This window comes from Kushneria pakistanensis, assembly GCF_014652795.1.
Classification (GTDB): domain Bacteria; phylum Pseudomonadota; class Gammaproteobacteria; order Pseudomonadales; family Halomonadaceae; genus Kushneria; species Kushneria pakistanensis.
The window spans coordinates 603,760-626,045 of record NZ_BMZM01000002.1 but is presented as its reverse complement, the minus strand read 5'-3'; the positions used below and the strand labels follow the sequence as shown (position 1 = coordinate 626,045).

The window sequence follows — 22,286 nt, the reverse complement described above, 5'->3', positions numbered from 1 at the left end:
TCCATGCCGCCGATAACAACAGGGACACCAGCACGGTCGGCGGGGGCGCATGCATGATAAATGCACAGACACCCCCGGCCGTATCAATGCTCCTGTCAGGAATCACCGCGCTTTACCACAAAGGCCAGACACCATGAAACTGACCATGAAAACCCTATGGGCCGGCGTCCTTCTGCTCACGACATCGCTTAACGTCATGGCACAGGGCTATATCAGCGACGAATTCAATACCCCCGGCAGTCAGGCGGTCGCAATCTATACCTGTGCAGTGACCGGCGCCGAAAAGGGGTTTGAACCCGAGGCGTTCGATATCCTGCAGTCGGCCTTCAAGCAGAAAGGGGCCAACATGAAAAGCCGCCAGGCGGCGAACCTGAAGGCGGATGCCTATCGCTGGTATCAAAGCGAGCAGGGCCGCTTCGACTTCGACAGCTACTGGCACGGCCAGTGCGCGCCGGTCTTTGACCGCATGGAACGCGCCATCAACGCCTGACCCTTTCGAACATCGGGGCAGGCGATGCTTTACCTACACGCCCCGCCCCATCATCCGATCCAGCTGGCGATAGCCGATCGCCTCCATCAGCGCGCCCTTCTCGACCTTCGCCTCACCGTTTAAATCCGCAATGGTCCGCGCCACCTTGAGCACGCGGTGATAGGCTCGCGCTGAAAGATTCAGCCGTGCCAGCACGCCGGAGAGCCAGGCACGCTCGTCATCGCCCAGCGCGCAGGCGGTTTCCAGCTCGCTGGTGGAGAGGTGTGCGTTGAGCCCGCCACGAGCGTACTGAATTCTTCGCGCCGCCATCACACGTTCGCGCACGGTCGCGGAGTTTTCGCCCTGTGCTTTGGCGGTGAGCTGTTCGGCAGGCAGCGCGGGGACTTCAATTTGTAGATCGATGCGGTCGAGCAGCGGCCCGGAAAGCCGCGCCTGATAGCGCTGAATCTGGTTGGGCGTGCAGCTGCACTGCTGACGCGGGTCGCCGAGATGCCCGCAGGGGCACGGGTTCATGGCAGCCACGAGTTGAAAACGGGCCGGGTACTCGCGCTGATGGCTGGCGCGGGCGATGTGAACGCGACCGGATTCCAGCGGTTCACGCATGGCCTCCAGTACCTTGCGGTCGAACTCCGGCAGCTCATCGAGAAAGAGTACGCCCTGATGGGCCAGCGATATTTCACCGGGGCGGGGACGGGAGCCGCCGCCGACCAGCGCGGCGGGGCTGGCGCCGTGATGCGGGGCGCGAAACGGGCGCTGTCCCCAGCGCTCGAGAATATCGAGCCCGCAGACCGAGCGAATCGCCGCGACCTCCAGGCATTCGCTCTCGGTCAGCGGCGGCAGAATGCCCGCCAGGCGGCTGGCCAGCATGGTCTTGCCGGTACCCGGAGGGCCGGCAAAGAGCAGGTTATGTCCACCGGCTGCAGCGACTTCCAGCGCCCGGCGCGCCTGATGCTGACCGCGCACATCGCATAGATCCGCGGCAGCAAGCGTCGCGGCCGGCGGTGCATCCAGATGGTGCGGCGTAATACGCCGCTCGCCGGTCAGGTGTGCCACCACCTCTAAAAGATTTGAAACCGGCAGCACTTCCAGATTCCCGGCCAGCGCCGCTTCATCGGCATTGGCAGTGGGCAGCAGCAGCTGGCGCCCGGCCTCCGCTACGGCCAGCGCGGCCGGCAAAACGCCGGTCACGGCACGCAGCTGGCCATCGAGTGCCAGCTCTCCCAGGCACTCCAGCTTGCCCACCGCCTCCTGCGGGATCTGCCCGGAGGCGACCAGAATGCCAAGCGCAATCGGCAGATCAAAACGTCCGCCCTCCTTGGGCAGATCGGCCGGAGCCAGGTTCAGTGTGATGCGCTTGGCGGGGAACTCGAAACCGGCGTTGATCAGCGCGCTGCGCACCCGCTCGCGGCTCTCCTTCACCGCAGCTTCCGGCAGCCCCACGATGGCAAGCCCCGGTAGCCCGTTGGAGAGATGCACTTCAACGACGACTTCAGGGGCCGAAAGCCCAACGCTGGCACGGGTGGGGATGATCGCAAGCATGCAGGGCTCCTGACAGGGGAATCAGCACGCCGTTTTCCGCAGCATGCATTAGATATCCCTTGTGTATCGGCATGGCCTGCTCATGCTTGAATGATTATTACACTAACGTTCTCAAGTTTGATTCCTGAAACGACGATAAGCAGCGCATCCCCACCCGCAGCATCGAAAGCAGAGGTTCCCGCTTTACGGCTGTATCGGTGTAGGAAATCTCATTTCTGCTCCGGTGTCGCTTGCGCGCCGTCTTACAGGGAATTTTGACATGAACCATCTGAGTATTCGTCAGCGCCTGTATCTGAGTTTTGGCGCTGTCGTCCTTATCCTGGTCGCGCTGGTGACCACCATCCTTATCACCACGCATGGCCTGGAAAAGGCCAGCCGGTGGAGTGAACACAGCACTGAAGTCCGCGACAGGCTCGCCGATGCCGCAAGCGCCCTGATCGATATGGAAACCGGTGAGCGCGGCTTTTTGCTGACCGGCGATGAAGCGTCGCTGGCACCCTATCACCATGGCGCAGATGTCTTCGAAAAGTCTCTGGCCCTGCTGACGACACTGACTGCCGACAACCCGACCCAGCAGCAGCGTCTGGCAAGGCTTGGCAGCATGGAGCGAGAGTGGCAGAAGGTGGAAGTCACTCCGGCGCTGGCACTGCGCCGCGCCGTACAGCCTGATGGCACGGGCATGTCGGCGGTGGTCGACTTTGAACAGCAGGCCACGGGCAAGACCCAGATGGATGGCATGCGGGTGGTGATGGCCGAGCTTGATGAGGCCGAGCAGGCACTCAACGTTACCCGTCTGGAGCAGGCTCGCGAAGGACGCGCCCATGTCTTCTGGGTCAGTCTCGGCGGCGGCATCATGTCCGCCATCCTGGCCGGCGTGCTGGGATTTCTGATTTCCCGCAGTATTGTGGGCCCGCTGCGTGAGGCCGAAATGGCCGCCGATGCCATTGCCGAGGGGCGCCTCAATGCCGTGCCTGAAACGACACGCACCGATGAGATCGGTCGGCTGCTCAAGGCTTTCCGGCGCATGGACAACAAGCTCAGCGAGATCGTCAATGATGTCCGCCGCAACTCGGAATCCGTCAGCGTTGGCGCACGCCAGATCGCCGGTGGCAACAACGACCTGTCACGCCGCACCCAGGAGCAGGCCGCAAGCCTTGAGCAGACCGCGGCCTCCATGGAAGAGATGACCTCCACGGTCAAGCAGAATGCCGAAAACGCGGTCCATGCCAAACACCTGACCGGCAGCGTGCGCGATCAGGCCCGCAAGGGCGGCGAGGTGGTTTCAAGAACCATCGATGCCATGAGCGAGATCAACGCCTCAAGCCGCAAGATTGTTGACATCGTCGGTCTGATTGACGACATCGCCTTCCAGACCAATCTGCTGGCACTCAATGCGGCGGTGGAAGCTGCCCGTGCCGGTGAACAGGGGCGCGGGTTTGCCGTGGTGGCCTCCGAGGTTCGAAGCCTGGCCAGCCGAAGCGCCACGGCGGCCAAGGACATCAAGCGGCTGGTGGAAGAAAGCGTCAAGCGGGTCGAGGACGGCTCCGAGCTGGTCGACCTGTCGGGTAAAACGCTGCACGAGATTATCAGTAGCGTGGAAAAGGTCAGCGATATCGTGGCCGAAATCACCACCGCCAGTCAGGAACAGGCCACCGGTATCGACCAGGTCAACCAGGCCGTGGCCCAGATGGACAGCATGACCCAGCAGAACGCGGCACTGGTCGAACAGGCCGCCGCGGCCAGCAACTCGCTGGAACAGCAGGCCGAAATGCTCAAACAGCAGGTGGCTTACTTCCGGTTTACCGGCGAGCGTGAGCGGGAGGTCTCATCACGCCCTGCCACCGCGTCGCCTCGCAGCAGCGCGCCGGCTCGCACACCGGCGCCGACCGCCAGAACGCCGGCACCTGCAGCAACACCGGCGAGACAGCCTTCCAGACCTGCCGCCAGGGCTCACAATGATGTGGAAGAGTGGGAATCCTTCTAGACCGGCCANCATTGTTCTGATCACCTCGAAGTCCGTGCCCTGAGGGCACGGACTTTTTTTTAGGGCAGCCTTCTCAAGTGCCGGTGGCTTCAGATGGCGCGCCCCAGCGGCGCTGCTTGCTGGTCTGGCCGATGCCGGGATTAAAGCAGTTGCAGGGGTCGAGCTGTTGGTAAAACTCGCGCAGGGCCGGCTTGGCGTGATAGAGATGCCCCACGTTGTGTTCGGCCGGATATTCGGCGCCGCGCGCATCCAGCAGTTCCCACATGCGGTGTTCGAGCGCCAGGCAGTCGGTGCCCTTTCTGACGATGTAGTCCTGATGCATCACGTGACAGAAGAAGTGGCCGTAGTAGAGCTTGTGGATCATTGGCGCATCGACATCGTCCGGCAGGACTTCCAGCCAGTCGCGCTCGTTACGCTTTAACGCCACATCCAGTGCCACGATGTCCTCGACCTCGTCATCGTGAATGATGCGATAGCGCCCGGCAGCCCCGGCCGCGGCGAAGCGGTGTAGAAAGGCCTTTTTGCCCTCCTCATCGCTGCACTCGAAATACTCGCCTTCGCGCGTGGCGAAGTGTTCATCGAGCAACGCCCGGGTGCGCACCACGTTCTCCTCGCCCACCTTGAGCAGCAGATGGTGCTCAAAGCGATCCCGATAGTCGTTCATGCGCCCGGGTAGATGATCGGGAAAGAGCCGGCCCAGCTTTTGCAGCACGCGATCGGTGACGTAGTCGGGCATAAAGCGCAGTCGATTACAAAAATCGTCAATCCGGTTCTTGCGATCCCACAGCGCCGGCAGGCGATGGGTGCCCAGAGTCTGGATGGTGAGGAAGGTGTCCTTGCCGTAGTCCCTGGCGATGTCATAGGCGTCGCGATGCATGTACTCACCGGCGATCGGCAGCGTCTCGAAATCAGACAATATCTGCCGGCGCAGCTCGGTCAGCTCTGACGGCGTATTGGTGCCGATGTAGAACACCTTCGGGTTTTTCTCCTGCTCGAAGGTGTCCAGTCGCAGGGCGAACACCATCAGCCGCCCGGCGGAACCTGCTGCCTCATGCAGCCGGCGCAGGTCGGCATTGAAGCGTGCCGGCGTGTCGGCATCGATATCGCGCACGTGCTGGTGGTAATCCGGGTCAGAGGCTGATGCCTCGCTCTTGTCGATATCGGTGTCACGGTAGTCACCACGCTGCAGACGATTAAGCACGGTGTCGGGATCATCACCCAGCCGCACGCCCAGATGATTGACCAGCTCCAGCTCACCGGCCTCGTTCATGCGCGCATAGAGCGCCATTTCGGTATAGGCAGGCCCGCGCTTGATCAGCGAGCCGCCGGAGTTGTTGCATACGCCGCCAAATACCGAGGCGCCGATGCAGGACGAGCCGATCACCGAGTGCGGCTCGCGCCCCATGGGGGCCAGCGTCTTTTCCAGCTGATCCAGCGTGGCGCCGGGCAGGCAGATCACCTGCCGGCCTTCGTCGATGGGCTGGATGATGTTCATGCGCAGCGTGCTGACAATCACGATCTCGCGATCATAGTCATCCCCATCCGGGGTTGAGCCGCCGGTCAGGCCGGTATTGGCCGCCTGAGTGATCACGATGCGATCACTTTCCATGCAGGCCTTCAATATCTGCCACTGCTCGATCAGCGTGCCCGGACGCACCACCGCCAGCGCCCGGCCGGTGCCAAAGCGAAAGCCGGTGCGATAGCGCCGCGTGCTGACCTCGTCACTGAGCACAAAATCACGCCCCACGATCGTTTCAAGCCGATGGAGAAACGCGTCGCGCTCGGGACTGTCGGCGGGCTGCATCTCGAGGGTGTGTGGATCAAGGGTCTGGCGCCAGGTCGTCATGCCAATTAAATCTCCGCAACATCGCCGCATCATGGCGCCATTGGCAGCCATGCGGGCCTGAACCATCAGGGAATCTCTGGCAGGTCGGCATCCGCACGCCATGGGTCGGATATCAACCGGTCAGGCAGTGGCGGGGGCATCGGGTAACGAGGCAGGCTTGCCTGTCATGCGGGTGTCGGCACTACATCGGGACATCATTGTGAAACCGATGTTGCCATATTGCCAGTTGCTGATACAGATTGTCCCGGTGGAAGAGCCCGCCACGACGGCTCGGGCCGTGGCGGGTCAGCAGCAGGATCAGGGCAGTGCCTACTTCCGGTACAGGGTAATGCGGGTCAGCTCCGAGGGCTTGCCCAGGCGCAGGGCAAAGCCCATCCACAGCGCCGTGCCGTTGCTGACGTAGAGCGTCATGTCGTCCACGTCGTAGCGCCCCGATACAAAGCCTTCGTTGGCGCGCGCCACAATCTGATCCATCCCGATAATCATGCCGCCATGGGTATGGCCGGAGAGCTGCAGCGCAACACCTTCACGCGCAGCTTCCCGGGCGTTTTTGGGCTGGTGATCAAGCAAAATGATCGGCACATCATCAGGCACCCCATCGATGGCCGCCGCCACATCGGGGCCCGGCAGGCCGCGGCTGGCACCGGCCGGGTCGTTGACGCCGGCGATAGCCAGCCGCGCGCCGTCTCGTTCGATCAGGGCATGGGCATTGGACAGCCGCTGCATACCCAGACTCACGTAGTGCTGCATCCACTGCTCATAGCCGAAATAGTATTCATGGTTACCGGGGCTGACGAACACGCCATCGGGTGCGCGCAGCCCGGCCAGCGGGGCAACGTCATCACGGCGGTTTTCAAGGGTGCCGTCCATCAGATCTCCCGTGATCAGGATGGCGTCCGCGCCCAGCGTATTGGTGCGCTCGACCACGGCCCGGGTCCAGGATTCAGGGAATAACCCACTGATGTGCAGATCGGTGAGCTGGACGATCCGGTAGCCCTCGAACTGCGGGGCAAGTCCCGGTATCGCGATCTCGACATCCTTGACCGGCGGCACGCGGGAAGCCTGCTGTGCGCCCAGAATGCCCAGCCCCAGCGCGATGACTGCCATGATGTAGCGCGCCATGTCCGGTGCGGCCATGCGCTGCTGCCTGACCAGCATGATGAGGAGCATGATTAGATCCAGCAGCAGCTGAAAGACCGCCAGCAGGATCAGTGCACCCAGCAGGGCGTTCATCACCATCGACAGGGGACGATGGATTTCCGGAGAGAAGATCGACCCTGTGACCCAGCGGCTGATCAGGTGCTGCTCGGCCACAATCAAAAGTACCAGCGCCACGGCCAGCTTGACCCAGAGCGGCGCCGTCAGCGGCAGCAGATAGCGAAGAACAATGACCCCCCAGGGCACGACGAAAAACAGATGAAACATGTTTCATGACTCTTCTGGTCGAATGCGTAAACTCGGACACGGCCCACGAAGGATAGCGGACGAACGAGCGGCGCATGATCCAGAAGTCTCATGACACTGTCCTGCATCGATAAGGCTGCGATAAGCAAGCGTAGAAAGAGGTAACTTCATGGGTCGGCCGACGGCTGCGTCGTCGGGCCATACGGCGCGTCCCGCGGCCTGCATCGTGCCTGTCGATACAACAGCACCGCCGAATGGCGGTGCTGACAATGCAATACTGAAAGGACCAGACTAACTGGCGATATCAGTCAGCGGTGCCCTGCCCGCTTTGATCATCACTGCCGGAGGCGCGCTTGCCGCTGCCACGCGTGGACTTGCCGGCAGGCTTTGACGCTGCAGCACCGGTATTGCCGGTGCCGGAAGTGGCCGAGCCGGTCGTGCCTTTATGGGTGGCCACCGTGCCGGTGGTGTCCGTACCGGCAGTTCCGCCGGCCTTGTCGCTCGAACCGATCGGTGCAGCCGGGGCGTCATGCTCACCAGCCAGGCGCTCGGCTTCGGCGGTGGTCGACGCACCGCCTGGGGCAGCCGCTGCACTCATCTCTGACGGGGCACCGGCCGCCGACTTGCCATCACGCTCATCGAGCGCGGCTTCGAGTCGGGTAACCTGCTTTTCCAGTGCCTCGACACGTGAACGGGTGCGCTGCAGCACCTCCATCATGACATCGAAATCCTCACGCGATACCAGTTCCATGCGATCAAAGGCGCTGCGCATGGCGCTTTGCACCGTGCGCTGGATCTCTTCGGGGCCGCGGGACACATCCTGCAGTCGCTCGCCGACCTGTTGCGCCAGTCGTCCAAAAATATCGTGCTTTGCCATGTCTGCTCTTCCTCTGATCGTCTGCGTTCCCAAAATGAGCGGGTCGGCCACATGACACCTGACATGCCTGCCGACAATACCTGCCTACAGGATACGCAACATGTCGCCTGAACGCCTAGAAACCGCACCGCACCAAAAGCGGGCAGCCACGATCATCTCTCATGCCATTTTAGTGCACTGCGATGCGCCTGCTGCGCGATCATGGTGCTTACATGAATTTACCCAAACTCTGGATTCTCAATAAATACCTGTTTTTAAAGCGTTCTCATGACGATGGCACATTGTCTGCCATGTAATGGCAGACGTGGCGCTGACGCCGTCCAGGCTCCGGCTTCAAGGATATAACGACATGAATGAACTTGTAGAAGTCCAGTACGCACTCGATACCTTCTATTTTCTGATCTGCGGCGCGCTGGTGCTGTGGATGGCCGCCGGTTTCTCGATGCTGGAGGCAGGCCTGGTACGGGCCAAGAACACCACCGAGATCCTGACCAAGAACATGGCGTTGTTTGCCATTGCCTGCACCATGTACATGCTGATCGGCTATCACATCGTCTATCTGGGCGATGGCGGCAGCATCCTGCCTGATTTCGGCTTTCTGATCGGTGCCGAGCATGGCGTGGACGACGTGCTTTCAAGCGGTGGCGATACCTACTATGCCGCCCGCTCGGACTTTTTCTTTCAGGTCGTGTTCGTGGCGACCGCCATGTCGATCGTCTCCGGAGCCGTGGCCGAGCGCATGAAGCTGTGGTCGTTTTTGTTGTTTGCGGTGTTCATGACCGGCCTGATCTACCCGATCCAGGCCTACTGGTCCTGGGGCGGCGGTTTCCTTTCCGAGGCCGGCTTCAGCGACTACGCCGGTTCCGGCATCGTGCACCTGTGCGGTGCGGCAGCGGCGCTTGCCGGCGTGCTGGTGCTGGGGCCACGGCGGGGCAAGTACGGCAAGAACGGTGCCATCAACGCCATTCCCGGTGCCAATATGCCGCTGGCCACACTTGGCACCTTCATCCTGTGGCTGGGCTGGCTGGGCTTTAACGGCGGCTCGGAGCTCAAGCTTTCCGACATCGACAGCGCCAACGCCGTGGCGCAGGTCTTTGCCAACACCAATGCCGCCGCCAGCGGAGGTGTGATTGCCGCGCTGATCCTGGCCCGTCTGTGGTTTCGCAAGGCCGATCTCACCATGGGCCTTAACGGCGCGCTGGCAGGCCTTGTGGCTATTACGGCCGGCCCCTCGGCACCGAGCATCCTGGCCGCCACGCTGATCGGCGCCGTGGGCGGGCTGCTGGTGGTGGTGGCTATCGTGGCGCTGGACGAGCTGCGCATTGACGACCCGGTCGGCGCCATCTCGGTGCACGGTGTCGTGGGCATCTGGGGGCTGCTGGCCGTCCCGCTGACCGATGATGCTGCAGGTTTCGGTGCCCAGCTTCTGGGCATGGCGACCATCTTCATCTGGACCTTCGCAGCAAGCCTTGCCGTGTGGCTGGGGATCAAGGCCGTCATGGGGGTCCGCGTCAGCGCAGAAGAAGAGTATGAAGGTGTGGATGTCGCTGAATGCGGTCTTGAGGCCTATCCTGAATTCACCGGCGGCAAGCGCTAGGAGGCTGCCTGCCTGACCCGCAGTGTTTCGGGCACCCGACGAGGGTGCCCTTTTCATGCGTCGGGTCATGATGTATCACAACAGCACCATGCCGACATGCAGCGGTACCTGAAGCTCGGTGACAATCATGTTTTTTCAACCGGTAAGCGGCACTGTATGCTTGAACCACAGGGCAGCAACCCTACCCATTCCATGACGATCAGGTGAGGACACGAAAGATGAAACTGGTATCTGCCATCATCAAACCCTTTAAACTCGACGACGTACGCGAGTCACTCTCCGAGGTTGGCGTTCAGGGGATCACCGTGACGGAGGTCAAGGGATTTGGTCGTCAGAAGGGCCACACCGAGCTGTACCGTGGTGCCGAGTACGTCGTCGACTTCCTGCCCAAGGTCAAGATCGAGGTCGCCGTGGACGATGCCATGGTCGACCAGATCATCGAAGCCATCACCACGGTGGCCAACACCGGCAAGATCGGTGACGGCAAGATCTTTGTGGCCCCGCTTGAGCAGGTCATCCGTATCCGTACCGGCGAAACCGGTCAGGATGCGGTCTGAACTCCTCCGTCATACCAAAAAACCCGCCAATCGGCGGGTTTTTTCATTTTTACGCGAGAGCGCTCACAGCGACAGCGCGTCGATCTCGGCGCGGGCCGAACTCTGTGCAGTGCTGACGGCCTCTTCACCCATGCCCAGCCCTTCGGCGTAGACAAATTCAACGTCGGTCATGCCGAGGAAACCCAGGAAAGTGCGCAGATAGGGGGTCACCAGATCATGATCGGTATCACGGTGCAGGCCGCCACGGGTGGTCAGCACGATCACACGCTTGCCGGTAATGAACCCTTCCGGACCCTGCTCGGTATAGCGGAAGGTCACGCCGGCACGCGCCACGAAGTCACACCAGGTCTTGAGCTGGGTCGGGATGTTGAAGTTATACATCGGCGCGGTGATGACGATGGTGTCATGCTGCTTCAGCTCCTCGACCAGCGTATCGGACAGCGCCAGGGCTTCCTGCTGGGCCGGTGTCGGCTCGGCCACACTGCCGCGAAGGGCAGCCATCAGCTCGGCATCCAGCACCTCGACGGGCGTAGCGGCAAGATCACGCACGGTGACGCTGCCGGCGCCGTGGCGGCTTTCAAACCGATCGCCCAGATAGTCCGCCAGCTGGCTGGACTGGGAGTGTTCACCAAGAATGCTGGACTTGAGAATCAGTGCTTTTGACATGACATTGTCCTGAAAGGATGGCGCTGAAGCAGCGAATGAGGTGACTTTACACGTTCATCAAATCGAGTGTGAAGCGCAATAATTGCCATTTCTCATTCGATTAAAACGAATAACGCGGCACTCATGGCCGCGTCAGTCCATTATCGTCGGAGGGTACTGCCAGGGGCCGTACCCTTTCTCAACGCAGGACTACTTTTCAACAAAGGCGCGCTCGATCACGTAGTCGCCCGGCTCGCCCATGCGCGGCGAGATGGTAAAGCCCAGCTCATCGAGCACTTCACTGCTTTCGGCCAGCATGGCCGGGCTGCCGCAGATCATGGCGCGGTCATGCTCGGGGTCCAGCTGCGGCAGGCCGATATCAGCGGCCAGCTTGCCGGAGCGGATGTGATCGGTCAGGCGACCCATGGTATGGAAGTCCTCGCGCGTCACGGTCGGGTAGTAGATCAGCTTGTCGCTGATCTCCTCGCCCAGAAACTCGTGGTTGGGCAGGTCCTGGGTAATGAACTCCTGATAGGCCAGTTCGCTGACCGTACGCACGCCGTGAATCAGGATGACCTTGTCAAAGCGCTCATAGGCTTCCGGGTCCTGAATCAGGCTCAGAAACGGTGCCAGGCCCGTGCCGGTGGAGAGCATGTAGAGATGGCGCCCTTCCTTGAGGTCATCAAGCACCAGCGTACCGGTCGGCTTGCGGCTGACCAGCAGCGAATCACCGACCTGCAGGTGCTGAAGCCTTGAGGTCAGCGGGCCGTCCTGGACCTTGATCGAGAAGAACTCCAGATGCTCCTCCCAGTTGGGGCTGGCGATCGAGTAGGCCCGCGTCAGCGGCTTGCCGTCGACCTCAAGCCCGATCATCACGAACTGGCCGTTCTTGAAGCGCAGGCTGTCTTCGCGGGTGGTGCGAAAGCTGAACAGCGAATCGTTCCAGTGATGAACGCTCAGGACTTCGGTGGTAGCAAACTTGCTGGACACGATGGAGGACTCCCTGACAATGGGTCGCATTTGCAATGAATAAGTGGGCCTATTCTAGACACTGCGCCTGCGGGCGTCACTGCACATGCGCCCTCCTGCCTGTTGATAAAACACCGCCGCCCATGAAAAAGGCCACACCCGGGTGTGGCCTTCGATCCTGATGCACTCAGGCGCTAGCGACTCAGTCGGAACGCTCCCACCGTGGTGGCCAGCCGCTGGGCCTGCTGGCTCAGTGATTCCGCCGCCGCGGCCGACTGCTCGACCAGCGCCGCGTTTTGCTGGGTCATGTCATCCAGCTGGGTGATCGCCTGATTGACCTGACCGATGCCGGTGGACTGCTCATTGGTGGCGCGGCTCAATTCCTCGATCACCGTGCTGACCCGTCCGACCCGTTCGACAATCTCGCCCATTGCCTGACTGGTGGCGCTGACAAGCTCTGCACCGCTGGTGGTTTCCCGGCTCGAGGTGGTGATCAGTGCCTTGATATCGGTTGCCGCCTGAGCACTGCGATTGGCAAGGTTACGCACTTCCTGGGCCACCACCGCAAAGCCGCGGCCCTGCTCGCCGGCGCGCGCCGCTTCCACCGAGGCATTGAGCGCCAGCAGATTGGTCTGAAAGGCAATGCCGTCAATCACATCGACGATCGATTCAATCCTGCCGGACGTTTCGCGAATGCGCGCCATGGTGGCGACCACACTTTGCATCTGCTCGCCGCCGCCGCGGGCCATGCCGGCCGCCTCATGGGCCAGGCCGTTGGCCTCCTTCGTGGAAACGGCCGAATGCTCGACGGTACTGGTCAGTTCTTCCATCGCGGCAGCAGACTCTTCCAGATTGGCCGCGGTGGATTCAGTACGCCGGGAGAGATCGTGCCCGCCGGCCGAAATCTCGGCGGCGGCCAGCTGTACCGAATGGCTCGAGTCGCGAATATCGATCAGCACCGCTTCCATGCGATCAACGAACTGGTTGAAGGCCTCGGCCAGCTGCGCCGGCTCGTCACGCCCCATCACCGGCAATCGCTGGGTCATGTCGCCATCACCGTTGGCAATCTGGCGCATGCGCTCGGCCAGAAGCTGAAGCGGACGGGCGATGCGGCGACCGACCATCCAGATGGCGCCCAGCCCCAGCGCACTGACCAGAAGCCCCACCAGCGCCATGGTGATCAGGGCGCCGCGCTGCTGATCCTGAAGCTCTACCTGCAGGGCGTTGAAGTCGGCGTAGACCGCGCTTTTCGGCACGCGCAGCAACAGCTGCCAGCGCGTGGTGTCGCCGATCTGCACCGGCAGCTGCAGCGAAAGATCATCGCCTACCGCGCTCATGACCGGGCGGTCACCGCCACCGGCCAGTTGCCGGGCGGTTTGCGCATCAAAGAACTGACCGGCCGGTTTACCCGGGCTTGCGCCGTCGCCCGAATACCCCACGATGGTGCCGGCGTCCGACACCAGCGCCATGCTGCCCACGCCCTGATACAGCTCCTGGTTGGCGTCAATAAGCACGCTCTGGATGAAATCCAGTGACAGATCCACCCCGGCACTGCCGCGGAACACGCCGTTGACCATGATCGGGACGTTAAACGAGGTCACAAGGATAGTCTTGCCGTTGTAGTCATAAGGGTGTGGGTCGGTGACACAGGCGCGCCCGGTCTCACGCGTGCACAGATAGTATTCGCCTTCGCGGATACCGCTCTCCATCACTTTGGTGCTTTCCATCCCGCTGCCCAGCGCCAGCACCTCGATACGGCCACTCTCGGTACGATACCACCAGGGCATGAAACGACCATCCTCGCCATATCCCCGAGAGGTCTGCCCCTGGTAGTCGGCATCGTTATCGAAGGCGTTGGGTTCCCAGCCGATGAAGGCATCCAGAAAGTCGGGATTATCAATGACGCGCTGGCGCACGATATTGGACATCACCTGCCGGTCGATCGGCAGCAGCGCCTCGCCGATGGCCGGCTGCGCCATCATGGCGTTGGTTCTGGCAAGCTCGGTGGCCGTCTGCAGCGCTCGATCAAGTCGTGCGCTGATGTCGCTGGCCTGGGCCTGTCCCAGCGCCTGCAGGCGGGCCTGAATGGATTCGCTGAGCTGGGCTTCGGTACGACTGGCGGTCTGCTGCTGGGTGCGGGTCATGGCCATCAACGAATACAGCACCAGCACAACCACCACCGCCAGCAGACAGGCGCCTGCGGTGACGGTGACAAAATTACGGATGGATCTGAACTGCATCATGATGCACCACCATGGCTCTCAACGGCTGATAAAAACCCCCTGGGCATATCGGCCCGGCAGGTGATGAGCGTTGATCCACCGGTCGTGCCTGCAGTTGATAACGGCGCAGAAAGTTTGATCTTGATCAAACTCGACCAAGGTCGCAGTCGACCTCAGCCCTGATAAAGCTGCGCTGCCATCAAAAGAAAACCCGCCACGGTGTACCGTGGCGGGTCGGTAAAACGTCGGATGAACTCAGGACACGCCGTGATCACGCAGTCTGAAGGCACCCACCGTGGTGGACAGCCGCTGGGCCTGCTGACTCAGCGATTCGGCCGCCGCCGCCGACTGCTCGACCAGCGCCGCGTTTTGCTGGGTCATGTCATCAAGCTGGGTAATCGCCTGATTGACCTGACCGATGCCGGTGGACTGTTCATTGGTGGCGCGACTGAGTTCTTCGATCACCGTGCTGACCCGTCCGACCCGTTCGACAATCTCGCCCATCGCCTGGCTGGTGGCGCTGACAAGCTCGGCGCCGTGGACCGTCTCGGTGCTGGACGTGGTAATCAGCGCCTTGATATCGGTCGCCGCCTGGGCACTGCGGTTGGCAAGATTGCGTACTTCCTGGGCCACCACCGCAAAGCCGCGGCCCTGCTCGCCGGCGCGCGCTGCCTCCACCGAAGCATTGAGCGCCAGCAGGTTGGTCTGAAAGGCGATACCGTCGATGACATCGACGATCGATTCGATTTTCCCCGAGGTCTCGCGGATGCGTGACATGGTGGCGACCACACTCTGCATCTGCTCGCCGCCGCTGCGGGCCATGGCGGCGGTTTCACGCGCCAGGCCATTGGCCTCTTTCGAAGAGGTCGCGGAGTGCTCGACGGTGCTGGTCAACTCTTCCATGGCCGCCGCCGACTCTTCCAGATTGGCCGCCGTATTCTCGGTGCGCCGGGAAAGATCGTGGCTGCCCGAGGAGATTTCGGCAGCCGCCAGCTGCACCGAATGGCTCGAGTCGCGAATGTCGATCAGTACGGTTTCCATGCGATCCACAAACTGATTGAAGGCCTCGGCCAACTGCGCGGGCTCGTCGCGGCCCATCACCGGCAGTCGCTGGGTCAGGTCGCCATCACCGTTGGCAATCTGGCGCATGCGCTCGGCCAGAGTTTTCAGCGGTCGAGCGATACGACGGCCCACCAGCCAGATCGCCCCCAGCCCCAGTGCGCTGATCAGGATGCCTACCATCGCCATGGTGACCAGCGCCTGACGCTGCTGATCCTGAAGCTCTGCCTGCAGGGCGTTGAAGTCGGCGTAAACGGCGCTTTTCGGCACGCGCAGCAGCAGCTGCCAGCGGACCTGATCGCCGATCGCCACCGGTAGCTGCAGGCTCAGGTCATCACCGCTTGAGGCCATGACCGCGCGGTCCACGCCAGCGGTCAACTGCCGGGCCGTAGCGTCATCAAATACCTGACTCGCCGGCCTGCCGGCGCCCTGCGTATCGCCCGAGTAACCCACAACGGTGCCTCTGGTCGAGACCAGCGCGATGCTGCCCGCGCCGTTATAAAGGTCCTGGTTTGCCTCGACGAGCATGTCCTGAATGAACGCCAGCGACAGATCCACACCCGCACTCCCCATAAAACGGCCATTGACCATGATGGGCGCGTTGAACGACGTCACCAGAATGCTTTGCCCGTTGTAGTCATAGGGCGCCGGGTCGATCACGCAGGGGCGTCCTGTTTCGCGCGGGCACAGGTAGTATTCGCCTTCCCGGATGCCGTTGGGCTGGGCGGCCGTGCTCTCCATGGTCTCTCCCAGCGCCAGTACGTCAACGCTGCCGTTGGCGGTGCGGTACCACCAGGGCATGAAGCGACCGTTGTCCCCGTAGCCCAGCGCCGTCTGGCCCTGGTAGTCGGCGTCATTGTCAAAGGCGTTGGGCTCCCAGCCGATGAAGGCATCCAGCAGCTCGGGATTGTCGATCACGCGCTGGCGCACGATGCGGGACATGTCCTGGCGATCGATGGAAAGCCCCGCAACACCACTGCTGTCACGGGCCATCATGGCGTTGGTTTGCGCCAGCGCCTCGGCCAGCTGCAGCGCCTGATCAAGCTGGGCACTGATCTCACCGGCCTGCGCTCTCCCCAGCGCCTGCAGGCGCGCCTCAATGGCCTGCTCGAGCTGCGCCTCGGTGCGCTCAGCCGTTTGCTGCTGGGCGCGGGTCATGGCGAGCAACGAATACAGCACCAGCACGACCACCACCGCCAGCAGACAGGCGCCTGCCGTGATGGTGACAAAGGTACGAATGGACTTGAACTGCATCATGATGCATCACCATGGGTTGCAAGTGCGGGCCAACGCCGCGTGTAAGGTTAAGGCCAATAACGGCCCCGATGGCGCTCGACTTGATATGCCGTTACACCCGGACACCCATAAAAAACGGTCCCGAATGGCCGTCTTTTGTTTTCAGGCAATGCCGTCATGAAAGGGTACGTTCATGAAGGATTACGCTCATGAATGAGTGCGCTCGCTGAGCCGGAACACGCCAATGATCTGTGACAGGCGCTGCGCCTCCTGCGAAAGCGAATCCGAGGCGGCGGCAGACTCTTCCACCAGAGCAGCGTTTTCCTGGGTCATCTGATCCAGCTGTGTGACGGCCTGGTTGACCTGGGAGATGCCGGTGCTCTGCTCGTTGGCGGCGGTGGTGACCTCATTGATCAGCCCGTTGACCCGCTGGATCTGGACCACGATATCTTCCATGCGCTCGCCGGCCTTTTGTACCAGTGCCTGGCCGTTGACGGTTTTCGTCACCGAGGCATCAATAAGCTGCTTGATGTCCTGGGCTGCCTGCGTGCTGCGGTTGGCCAGCGTGCGCACCTCGGCAGCCACGACGGCAAAGCCGCGCCCCTGCTCACCGGCGCGCGCCGCCTCCACCGAGGCATTGAGCGCCAGCAGGTTGGTCTGGAAGGCGATCGAGTCGATCACCCCGATGATGTTGGCGATCTCGCTGGACGAGGCACTGATATCGCTCATGGTCCCCACCACTTCGGTCATCACCTGGCCGCCCTCTTCGGCAGCCTTCGTGGCCTGCGCGGTAAGCTGCGCGGCATGACGCGAGGATTCGGTAGAGTTGGCCACCGTACTGGTCAGCTGTTCCATGGCGGCGGCCGACTGCTCAAGGCTTGCTGCGGTGGTTTCGGTGCGGCGTGACAGATCCATGCTGCCGGTCGAGATTTCGGAAGACGCCATGCGCACGTTTTCGCTGCTGTCACGCACGTCATGCATGACCCGATCAATACGATCCACGAAACGGTTGAACGAACCGGCAATCTGATTGACCTCGTCATCGCGCCCCGACAGCGGCAATCGCTGGGTCAGATCGCCCTCGCCTTCGCTGACATCGCGCATCGCATCACGCACCTCATGCATGCGTCGGAAGATCGGCGTCAGCAGCGCCCACATCAGCAGGGCAGCAATGATGCCCACCACCACCAGCGCAATGATGGTGGTCTTGACCAGACTCACCATGCCGGCCATGGCTTCCTTGCGATCCAGCGCCATGACCAGTGTCCAGTTGGTGCCCTCGATCGGTACCGCCGACAGAAGCACCTTCTGCCCGCGCAGGGTGGCATCACGCAGTGTTTCGGTGCCGCTCATCCGTGACAGCGCCGCAGGCGTCAGGCTGGCATCCAGTTCGGTGGCCGGCTTGAGAATCAGCGACTTGTCGGCATGGGCAATCATGATGCCGTCATGGTTGACCATGAAGGCATGGCTGTGTGGCGTGGGATCAATGGCGTTGACGGTCTCGATCACGCTGTCCATGGCGACATCCGAGCTGATTACACCAAGCGTTCGGCCATCACGCACGATGGGTGAGGCAAATGACACCACCAGCTTGCCGGAGGAAGCGTCCATATAGGGCAGCGTGGCAATGGTGTGGCCGGCGGCCAGCGTCTGCTGATACCAGGGGCGCTGGGTCGGTTGATAGGTCGGCGGAATGTCCCAGTCAACGTCGCTGGTGATGTAGCGATTGTCACTGAAGCCGGCATAGACCGTAATCATGTCGCCGGCATCGGCAGCCAGAATGAAACGCGACAGGGCGTCCTCGGTCAGTGCCTGGCGTCCGGTGGCTTCCACCACCGTCTTTTTGGCGCGGCTCCAGTCACTGATCGCCATGGTATAGCCTTCGGCGATTTCGGCCTGGGAACGGCTGATGGCCTCGGTGTTATAACGATCGGTGACCTGATAGGTCGCGATGCCGGTCAGCGTCAGTGCCAGCAGCACGATCGCCAGACAGAACACCAGAATTCGGGTACGAATGGATGTCAGCACTGGATTGTCTCTCTTGTTGACAGAAAAGCGGCACAGGCCGGCTATCCCGTCATAACGGCGCCAGTGGTGCCCGGCTTGACCCCTGGCGGCCGCCTCTTCAGTTATTGAAGCGACAGCCACGGACGGCGACACTGAAAAGCCCCGCCACGGGTTCACCGTAACGGGGCTGCGGGCATGACAAGGCCGCCAGAAAAACTGCCGTCGCGCTCAGCGAATACCGTGCTCGCGCAGCCGGAAGGCACCTACCGTGCTGGCCAGCCGCTGGGCCTGCTGACTCAGCGATTCGGCCGCCGCGGCCGACTGCTCGACCAGCGCGGCATTTTGCTGGGTCATGTCATCAAGCTGGGTGATCGCCTGATTGACCTGGCCAATCCCGGTAGACTGCTCACCGGTGGCACGGCTCAACTCGTCGATTACCGTGCTGACCCGCCCGACCCGCTCGACGATCTCATTCATCGCCTGGCTGGCGGCATCCACCAGCTCGGCGCCGCTGACTGTCTCGGTACTGGATGTGGTAATCAGTGCCTTGATATCGCGGGCCGCCTGGGCGCTGCGGTTGGCAAGATTACGCACCTCTTCGGCTACTACCGCAAAACCGCGGCCATGCTCGCCGGCGCGCGCCGCCTCCACCGAAGCATTGAGCGCCAGCAGGTTGGTCTGAAAGGCAATGCCGTCGATGACATCGACGATCGATTTGATTTTCCCCGAGGTCTCGCGGATGCGTGACATGGTGGCGACCACACTCTGCATCTGCTCGCCGCCGCTGCGGGCCATGGCAGCGGTTTCACGCGCCAGGCCATTGGCTTCTTTCGAAGAGGCCGCGGAGTGCTCGACGGTACTGGTCAATTCCTCCATGGCCGCCGCCGACTCTTCCAGATTGGCCGCCGTATGCTCGGTGCGTCGGGAGAGATCATGCCCGCCCGAGGAGATCTCGCCGGCCGCGTTCTGGACCTGCCTTGAGGCATCGCGAATCTCGATCAGGGTGTCATTCATGCGATCGGCAAAGGCGTTGAAGGCGATGGCAATGGCGGAGATTTCGTCACTGCCCTCGACCGGCAGCCGTCGGGTCAGATCCCCCTCACCGCTGGCCACGTTTTCCATCGCCTCGTGAGCCCGGCGCAGGCGTGCCAGCATCGGCCTGAGCGCCAGCCACAGCACCAGCGCCGCCACCAGCGTGCTGATGACCAGTGCCGCCAGGGTGGTATGGCGAATCGAGGCAAGCCCGGCAAGCGCCTCATCACGATCAAGGGCGATATTGAGCTGCCAGTCCAGACCCGGGATCGGTGTGGCCGAGAGCAGATAGTCGTGACCCCTGATACTGACATCGGCAAGCGTGTCGTTGCGTGCCATGTCGGCCAGCGCCGCGCTGCTCAGCGCCGGTGACAGCTCGGTGGCGGGCTTGAGAATGCGCGCGGCATCGGCGTGGACAATCACCCGGCCATTGGCATCGGTGATGAACACCAGACTCGAGGGCGTCGGCTGGATTTTCAGAATCTGTGCGCTGACCTGATTCATCACCGCGTCGGCTGCCACCACCGCCGTAGTCTGCCCGCTCTCCACCACCGGGGTGGCAAAGGTCACGACCAGCCCACCGGAGGTCGCGTCGATATAGGGCTCGGTAGTGACGGTACGCCCGGCCGCCGCGGCCCTTTGATACCAGTCCCGCTCGCTGGCGACGTAATCCGCTGGCGCCTCCCATTGATCGGAAAAAAGCGTTCGACCATCGTGCCAGGCCACATAGGTCGCCAGCAGGCCGCCGGCGTCATTACCCTTGACCAGTCCTGCCATCACATCGCCATCGTCCAGGTGATGGGCGATCGACTTGACGATGTTGCGACGGGCCTCAAACCACTGCGCCATGGCATCGGCGCCACTGCCGCCCAGTGCCGCCGCGTTATGTCGTGCTTCCTGAAGTTGTGCGGTACGACTGGCGATATAGATGGTGGTGCAGGTCACCACCAGCGCGGTGACCACCAGGGCAATACAGATCAACTGAAGACGGGTGCCGATGGAGCGCCGCATGAAAAGGCCTCTTGTTGCGTCATGAACCAGAAGATATCTCCTGATTAACGACGCCCGAAGCCGGGGCTTGAGGGAATTGAAGGCGCAAGCGTTAAAGGAATTAAAAAAACCGGGTGAGCAGAACGTCAGGGACGACAGGGACGACAGAGGGAAAGGATGGTTCTGTTAAAAGGATCAGGTATCGGCCAGCGTGGCCGGTAGCGAAAGACGCTCGCACTGGGCGTGTGTCAGCGTGGTGAGAAGGCGTGCCTGCACGGCACCGCCCATGCCGGGGTCGGTGGCGAGTTTTTTACGATAGCGCCCGACCACACGATAGACACCATCACGCAGCGGCGTGGGCAGCCAGCGCAGGCCGGCCGCCGCCGACCAGGGCGCCTTCAGCGACTGCGCCGTGCGCCAGAGCCCGTCGCTGTCACGATAAAGCGCACCGTCCCGGATCAGCCACATGCTGTCCAGATCATCGGCATCTTCACCAAAGTGCGCCCCCAGATGATGACCCAGCCTGGATTGCAGGGCCACCAGGCCCGTGATGGGCTGCGCCTCGTGAGCCAGGATGGCGTGCACCGCGCGACGACACAGCGGGCACTCGCCATCAAAGACCACCAGCTGACCCGGCCAGTCCGGGTCAGCGGGGGGCGTATTCCGGCCTTTAGCGGTGGCGCTATCCGCGATGGTGCTATCCGCGGTGGTACTGGGGGCTGAGTTCATGCAGCGCCTCGATGAAGGTCTGCACATTCTCGATCGGCGTGAACTGGGAAATGCCGTGGCCCAGATTGAACACATGGCCATTGCCCGGACCAAAGCTTTCAAGAATACGCGCGACCTCGTCGCGAATGACCTTCGGCGAGCCGAACAGCGCCGAGGGGTCGAGATTTCCCTGCAGTGCGACCTTATCGCCCACGCGGGCACGGGCATCGCTCATTTCGGTGGTCCAGTCCAGCCCGACGCCGTCGGCACCGATATCGGCAATGCTTTCCAGCCACTGGCCGCCGTTTTTGGTAAAGACGATGACCGGCACGTGACGGCCGTCATGTTCGCGGATCAGCCCGCGTACGATCTTTTCCATGTAGGCCAGCGAGAAGGCCTTGTAAGCGGGCGTGGAGAGCGCCCCACCCCAGGTATCAAAGATCTGTACCGCCTGGGCGCCGGCGCGGATCTGGGCGTTGAGGTAGTCGGTAACAGCGATGGCCAGCGTGTCCAGCAGTTGATGCAGCACCTCGGGCTGGCCATAGAGCAGCCCCTTGACGTGGCGGAAGTCCTTGCTGGGGCCGCCTTCCACCATGTAGGTGGCCAGCGTCCAGGGACTGCCCGAGAAACCGATCAGTGGCACACGGCCATTGAGCTCGCGGCGAATCGTTGAAACGGCGTTCATCACGTAGTCGAGATCGCGCTCGGCATCAGGCACCTTTAGCGCATTGATGGCGGCCGCATCGCGCACCGGGCGCTTGAACTTCGGCCCTTCGCCCTGCTCGAAATAAAGCCCCAGATCCATCGCATCAGGAATGGTGAGGATGTCGGAGAACAGGATGGCCGCATCCAGGTCAAAGCGCTCCAGCGGCTGCAGCGTCACGTCGCAGGCCATGTCCTGGTTGCGGCATAGATCCATGAAGCTGCCCGCATGCTGTCGGACCTTGAGATATTCAGGCAGGTAACGGCCAGCCTGGCGCATCATCCAGACCGGGGTACGGTCAACGTCCTGCCGCGCCAGGGCGCGCAAAAAGCGATCATTCACGAGAGTCATGCAGACAAGATCATCCGGCAGAAAAATGTCGCTTCATTGTAGCGCAGACAACCGTGCTGCAGGAGAGTCC

16 protein-coding genes are annotated in these 22,286 nt (G+C 62.1%); 4 read left to right on the top strand and 12 right to left on the bottom strand.

Going from position 1 to position 22,286, the window contains the following annotated elements:
- Positions 1-145: 145 nt before the first annotated feature.
- Positions 146-490: a hypothetical protein gene (locus IE123_RS08250; protein WP_189516983.1), complete on the top strand. Its 345-nt coding sequence runs from the start codon at positions 146-148 to the stop codon at positions 488-490.
- A gap of 33 nt (positions 491-523) precedes the next feature.
- Here IE123_RS08250 and IE123_RS08245 read toward each other — a convergent pair whose 3' ends face one another.
- The gene (locus tag IE123_RS08245; protein WP_189516982.1) at positions 524-2,029 is read right to left on the bottom strand and encodes a YifB family Mg chelatase-like AAA ATPase; all 1,506 of its coding nucleotides are present in this window, start codon (positions 2,027-2,029) and stop codon (positions 524-526) included.
- Positions 2,030-2,288: 259 nt separating this feature from the next.
- Here IE123_RS08245 and IE123_RS08240 point away from each other — a divergent pair, with 259 nt between their 5' ends.
- A complete protein-coding gene (locus IE123_RS08240; protein WP_189516981.1) occupies positions 2,289-4,013 on the top strand; it encodes a methyl-accepting chemotaxis protein in 1,725 nt (574 codons plus the stop codon).
- Between the two features lie 73 nt (positions 4,014-4,086).
- On the opposite strand, the gene dld is transcribed toward IE123_RS08240, so the two are convergent.
- The 3 genes from dld to IE123_RS16330 form a co-directional block, all read right to left on the bottom strand.
- The gene (dld, locus tag IE123_RS08235; protein WP_189516979.1) at positions 4,087-5,859 is read right to left on the bottom strand and encodes a D-lactate dehydrogenase; all 1,773 of its coding nucleotides are present in this window, start codon (positions 5,857-5,859) and stop codon (positions 4,087-4,089) included.
- A 309-nt stretch (positions 5,860-6,168) separates the two neighbouring features.
- Positions 6,169-7,284, bottom strand: coding sequence for a metallophosphoesterase (locus tag IE123_RS08230; protein ID WP_189516977.1), 1,116 nt, complete (start codon positions 7,282-7,284; stop codon positions 6,169-6,171).
- 283 nt (positions 7,285-7,567) lie between these two features.
- The gene (locus tag IE123_RS16330; RefSeq protein ID WP_189516975.1) at positions 7,568-8,140 is read right to left on the bottom strand and encodes an accessory factor UbiK family protein; all 573 of its coding nucleotides are present in this window, start codon (positions 8,138-8,140) and stop codon (positions 7,568-7,570) included.
- Positions 8,141-8,489: 349 nt separating this feature from the next.
- On the opposite strand from IE123_RS16330, the gene amtB reads away from it, so the two are divergent.
- Both amtB and glnK read left to right on the top strand, forming a co-directional pair.
- A complete protein-coding gene (gene amtB, locus IE123_RS08220) occupies positions 8,490-9,737 on the top strand; it encodes an ammonium transporter AmtB (protein WP_189516973.1) in 1,248 nt (415 codons plus the stop codon).
- Between the two features lie 218 nt (positions 9,738-9,955).
- Positions 9,956-10,294, top strand: a complete 339-nt coding sequence (gene glnK, locus IE123_RS08215; RefSeq protein WP_189516972.1) for a P-II family nitrogen regulator — start codon at positions 9,956-9,958, stop codon at positions 10,292-10,294.
- 63 nt (positions 10,295-10,357) lie between these two features.
- On the opposite strand, the gene IE123_RS08210 is transcribed toward glnK, so the two are convergent.
- The 8 genes from IE123_RS08210 to hemE all read right to left on the bottom strand — a co-directional run bounded on the left by IE123_RS08210 (position 10,358) and on the right by hemE (position 22,216).
- Positions 10,358-10,960, bottom strand: a complete 603-nt coding sequence (locus IE123_RS08210; RefSeq protein WP_189516969.1) for an FMN-dependent NADH-azoreductase — start codon at positions 10,958-10,960, stop codon at positions 10,358-10,360.
- Between the two features lie 189 nt (positions 10,961-11,149).
- Complete coding sequence (locus IE123_RS08205; protein WP_189517897.1) at positions 11,150-11,959, bottom strand: ferredoxin--NADP reductase; 810 nt, start codon at positions 11,957-11,959, stop codon at positions 11,150-11,152.
- A 143-nt stretch (positions 11,960-12,102) separates the two neighbouring features.
- A complete protein-coding gene (locus tag IE123_RS08200) occupies positions 12,103-14,151 on the bottom strand; it encodes a methyl-accepting chemotaxis protein (protein ID WP_229819663.1) in 2,049 nt (682 codons plus the stop codon).
- Between the two features lie 234 nt (positions 14,152-14,385).
- Complete coding sequence (locus tag IE123_RS08195) at positions 14,386-16,446, bottom strand: methyl-accepting chemotaxis protein (protein WP_308430205.1); 2,061 nt, start codon at positions 16,444-16,446, stop codon at positions 14,386-14,388.
- Positions 16,447-16,632: 186 nt separating this feature from the next.
- Entirely contained in the window at positions 16,633-18,453 is a 1,821-nt protein-coding gene (locus IE123_RS08190; protein ID WP_189516968.1) for a methyl-accepting chemotaxis protein, read from the bottom strand.
- 207 nt (positions 18,454-18,660) lie between these two features.
- On the bottom strand, positions 18,661-20,475 hold the full coding sequence (locus IE123_RS08185; RefSeq protein ID WP_189516966.1) for a methyl-accepting chemotaxis protein: 1,815 nt from the start codon (positions 20,473-20,475) through the stop codon (positions 18,661-18,663).
- Positions 20,476-20,649: 174 nt separating this feature from the next.
- A complete protein-coding gene (locus IE123_RS08180; protein WP_189516964.1) occupies positions 20,650-21,183 on the bottom strand; it encodes a thiol-disulfide oxidoreductase DCC family protein in 534 nt (177 codons plus the stop codon).
- Positions 21,152-22,216, bottom strand: coding sequence for a uroporphyrinogen decarboxylase (gene hemE / locus IE123_RS08175; protein WP_189516962.1), 1,065 nt, complete (start codon positions 22,214-22,216; stop codon positions 21,152-21,154). The genes IE123_RS08180 and hemE overlap by 32 nt, the downstream gene beginning before the upstream one ends.
- Positions 22,217-22,286 lie beyond the last annotated feature (70 nt).

Bases quoted from the DNA above. Each gene is read 5' to 3' on its own strand.
- dld (WP_189516979.1), bottom strand. From the start codon at position 5,859: ATGACGACCTGGCGCCAGACCCTTGATCCACACACCCTCGAGATGCAG.
- IE123_RS08210 (WP_189516969.1), bottom strand. From the start codon at position 10,960: ATGTCAAAAGCACTGATTCTCAAGTCCAGCATTCTTGGTGAACACTCC.
- IE123_RS08200 (WP_229819663.1), bottom strand. From the start codon at position 14,151: ATGATGCAGTTCAGATCCATCCGTAATTTTGTCACCGTCACCGCAGGC.
- glnK (WP_189516972.1), top strand. From the start codon at position 9,956: ATGAAACTGGTATCTGCCATCATCAAACCCTTTAAACTCGACGACGTA.
- IE123_RS08245 (WP_189516982.1), bottom strand. From the start codon at position 2,029: ATGCTTGCGATCATCCCCACCCGTGCCAGCGTTGGGCTTTCGGCCCCT.
- IE123_RS08205 (WP_189517897.1), bottom strand. From the start codon at position 11,959: ATGCGACCCATTGTCAGGGAGTCCTCCATCGTGTCCAGCAAGTTTGCT.
- IE123_RS16330 (WP_189516975.1), bottom strand. From the start codon at position 8,140: ATGGCAAAGCACGATATTTTTGGACGACTGGCGCAACAGGTCGGCGAG.
- hemE (WP_189516962.1), bottom strand. From the start codon at position 22,216: ATGACTCTCGTGAATGATCGCTTTTTGCGCGCCCTGGCGCGGCAGGAC.
- IE123_RS08180 (WP_189516964.1), bottom strand. From the start codon at position 21,183: ATGAACTCAGCCCCCAGTACCACCGCGGATAGCACCATCGCGGATAGC.
- IE123_RS08240 (WP_189516981.1), top strand. From the start codon at position 2,289: ATGAACCATCTGAGTATTCGTCAGCGCCTGTATCTGAGTTTTGGCGCT.
- IE123_RS08195 (WP_308430205.1), bottom strand. From the start codon at position 16,446: ATGATGCAGTTCAAGTCCATTCGTACCTTTGTCACCATCACGGCAGGC.
- amtB (WP_189516973.1), top strand. From the start codon at position 8,490: ATGAATGAACTTGTAGAAGTCCAGTACGCACTCGATACCTTCTATTTT.
- IE123_RS08185 (WP_189516966.1), bottom strand. From the start codon at position 20,475: ATGCGGCGCTCCATCGGCACCCGTCTTCAGTTGATCTGTATTGCCCTG.
- IE123_RS08250 (WP_189516983.1), top strand. From the start codon at position 146: ATGAAAACCCTATGGGCCGGCGTCCTTCTGCTCACGACATCGCTTAAC.
- IE123_RS08230 (WP_189516977.1), bottom strand. From the start codon at position 7,284: ATGTTTCATCTGTTTTTCGTCGTGCCCTGGGGGGTCATTGTTCTTCGC.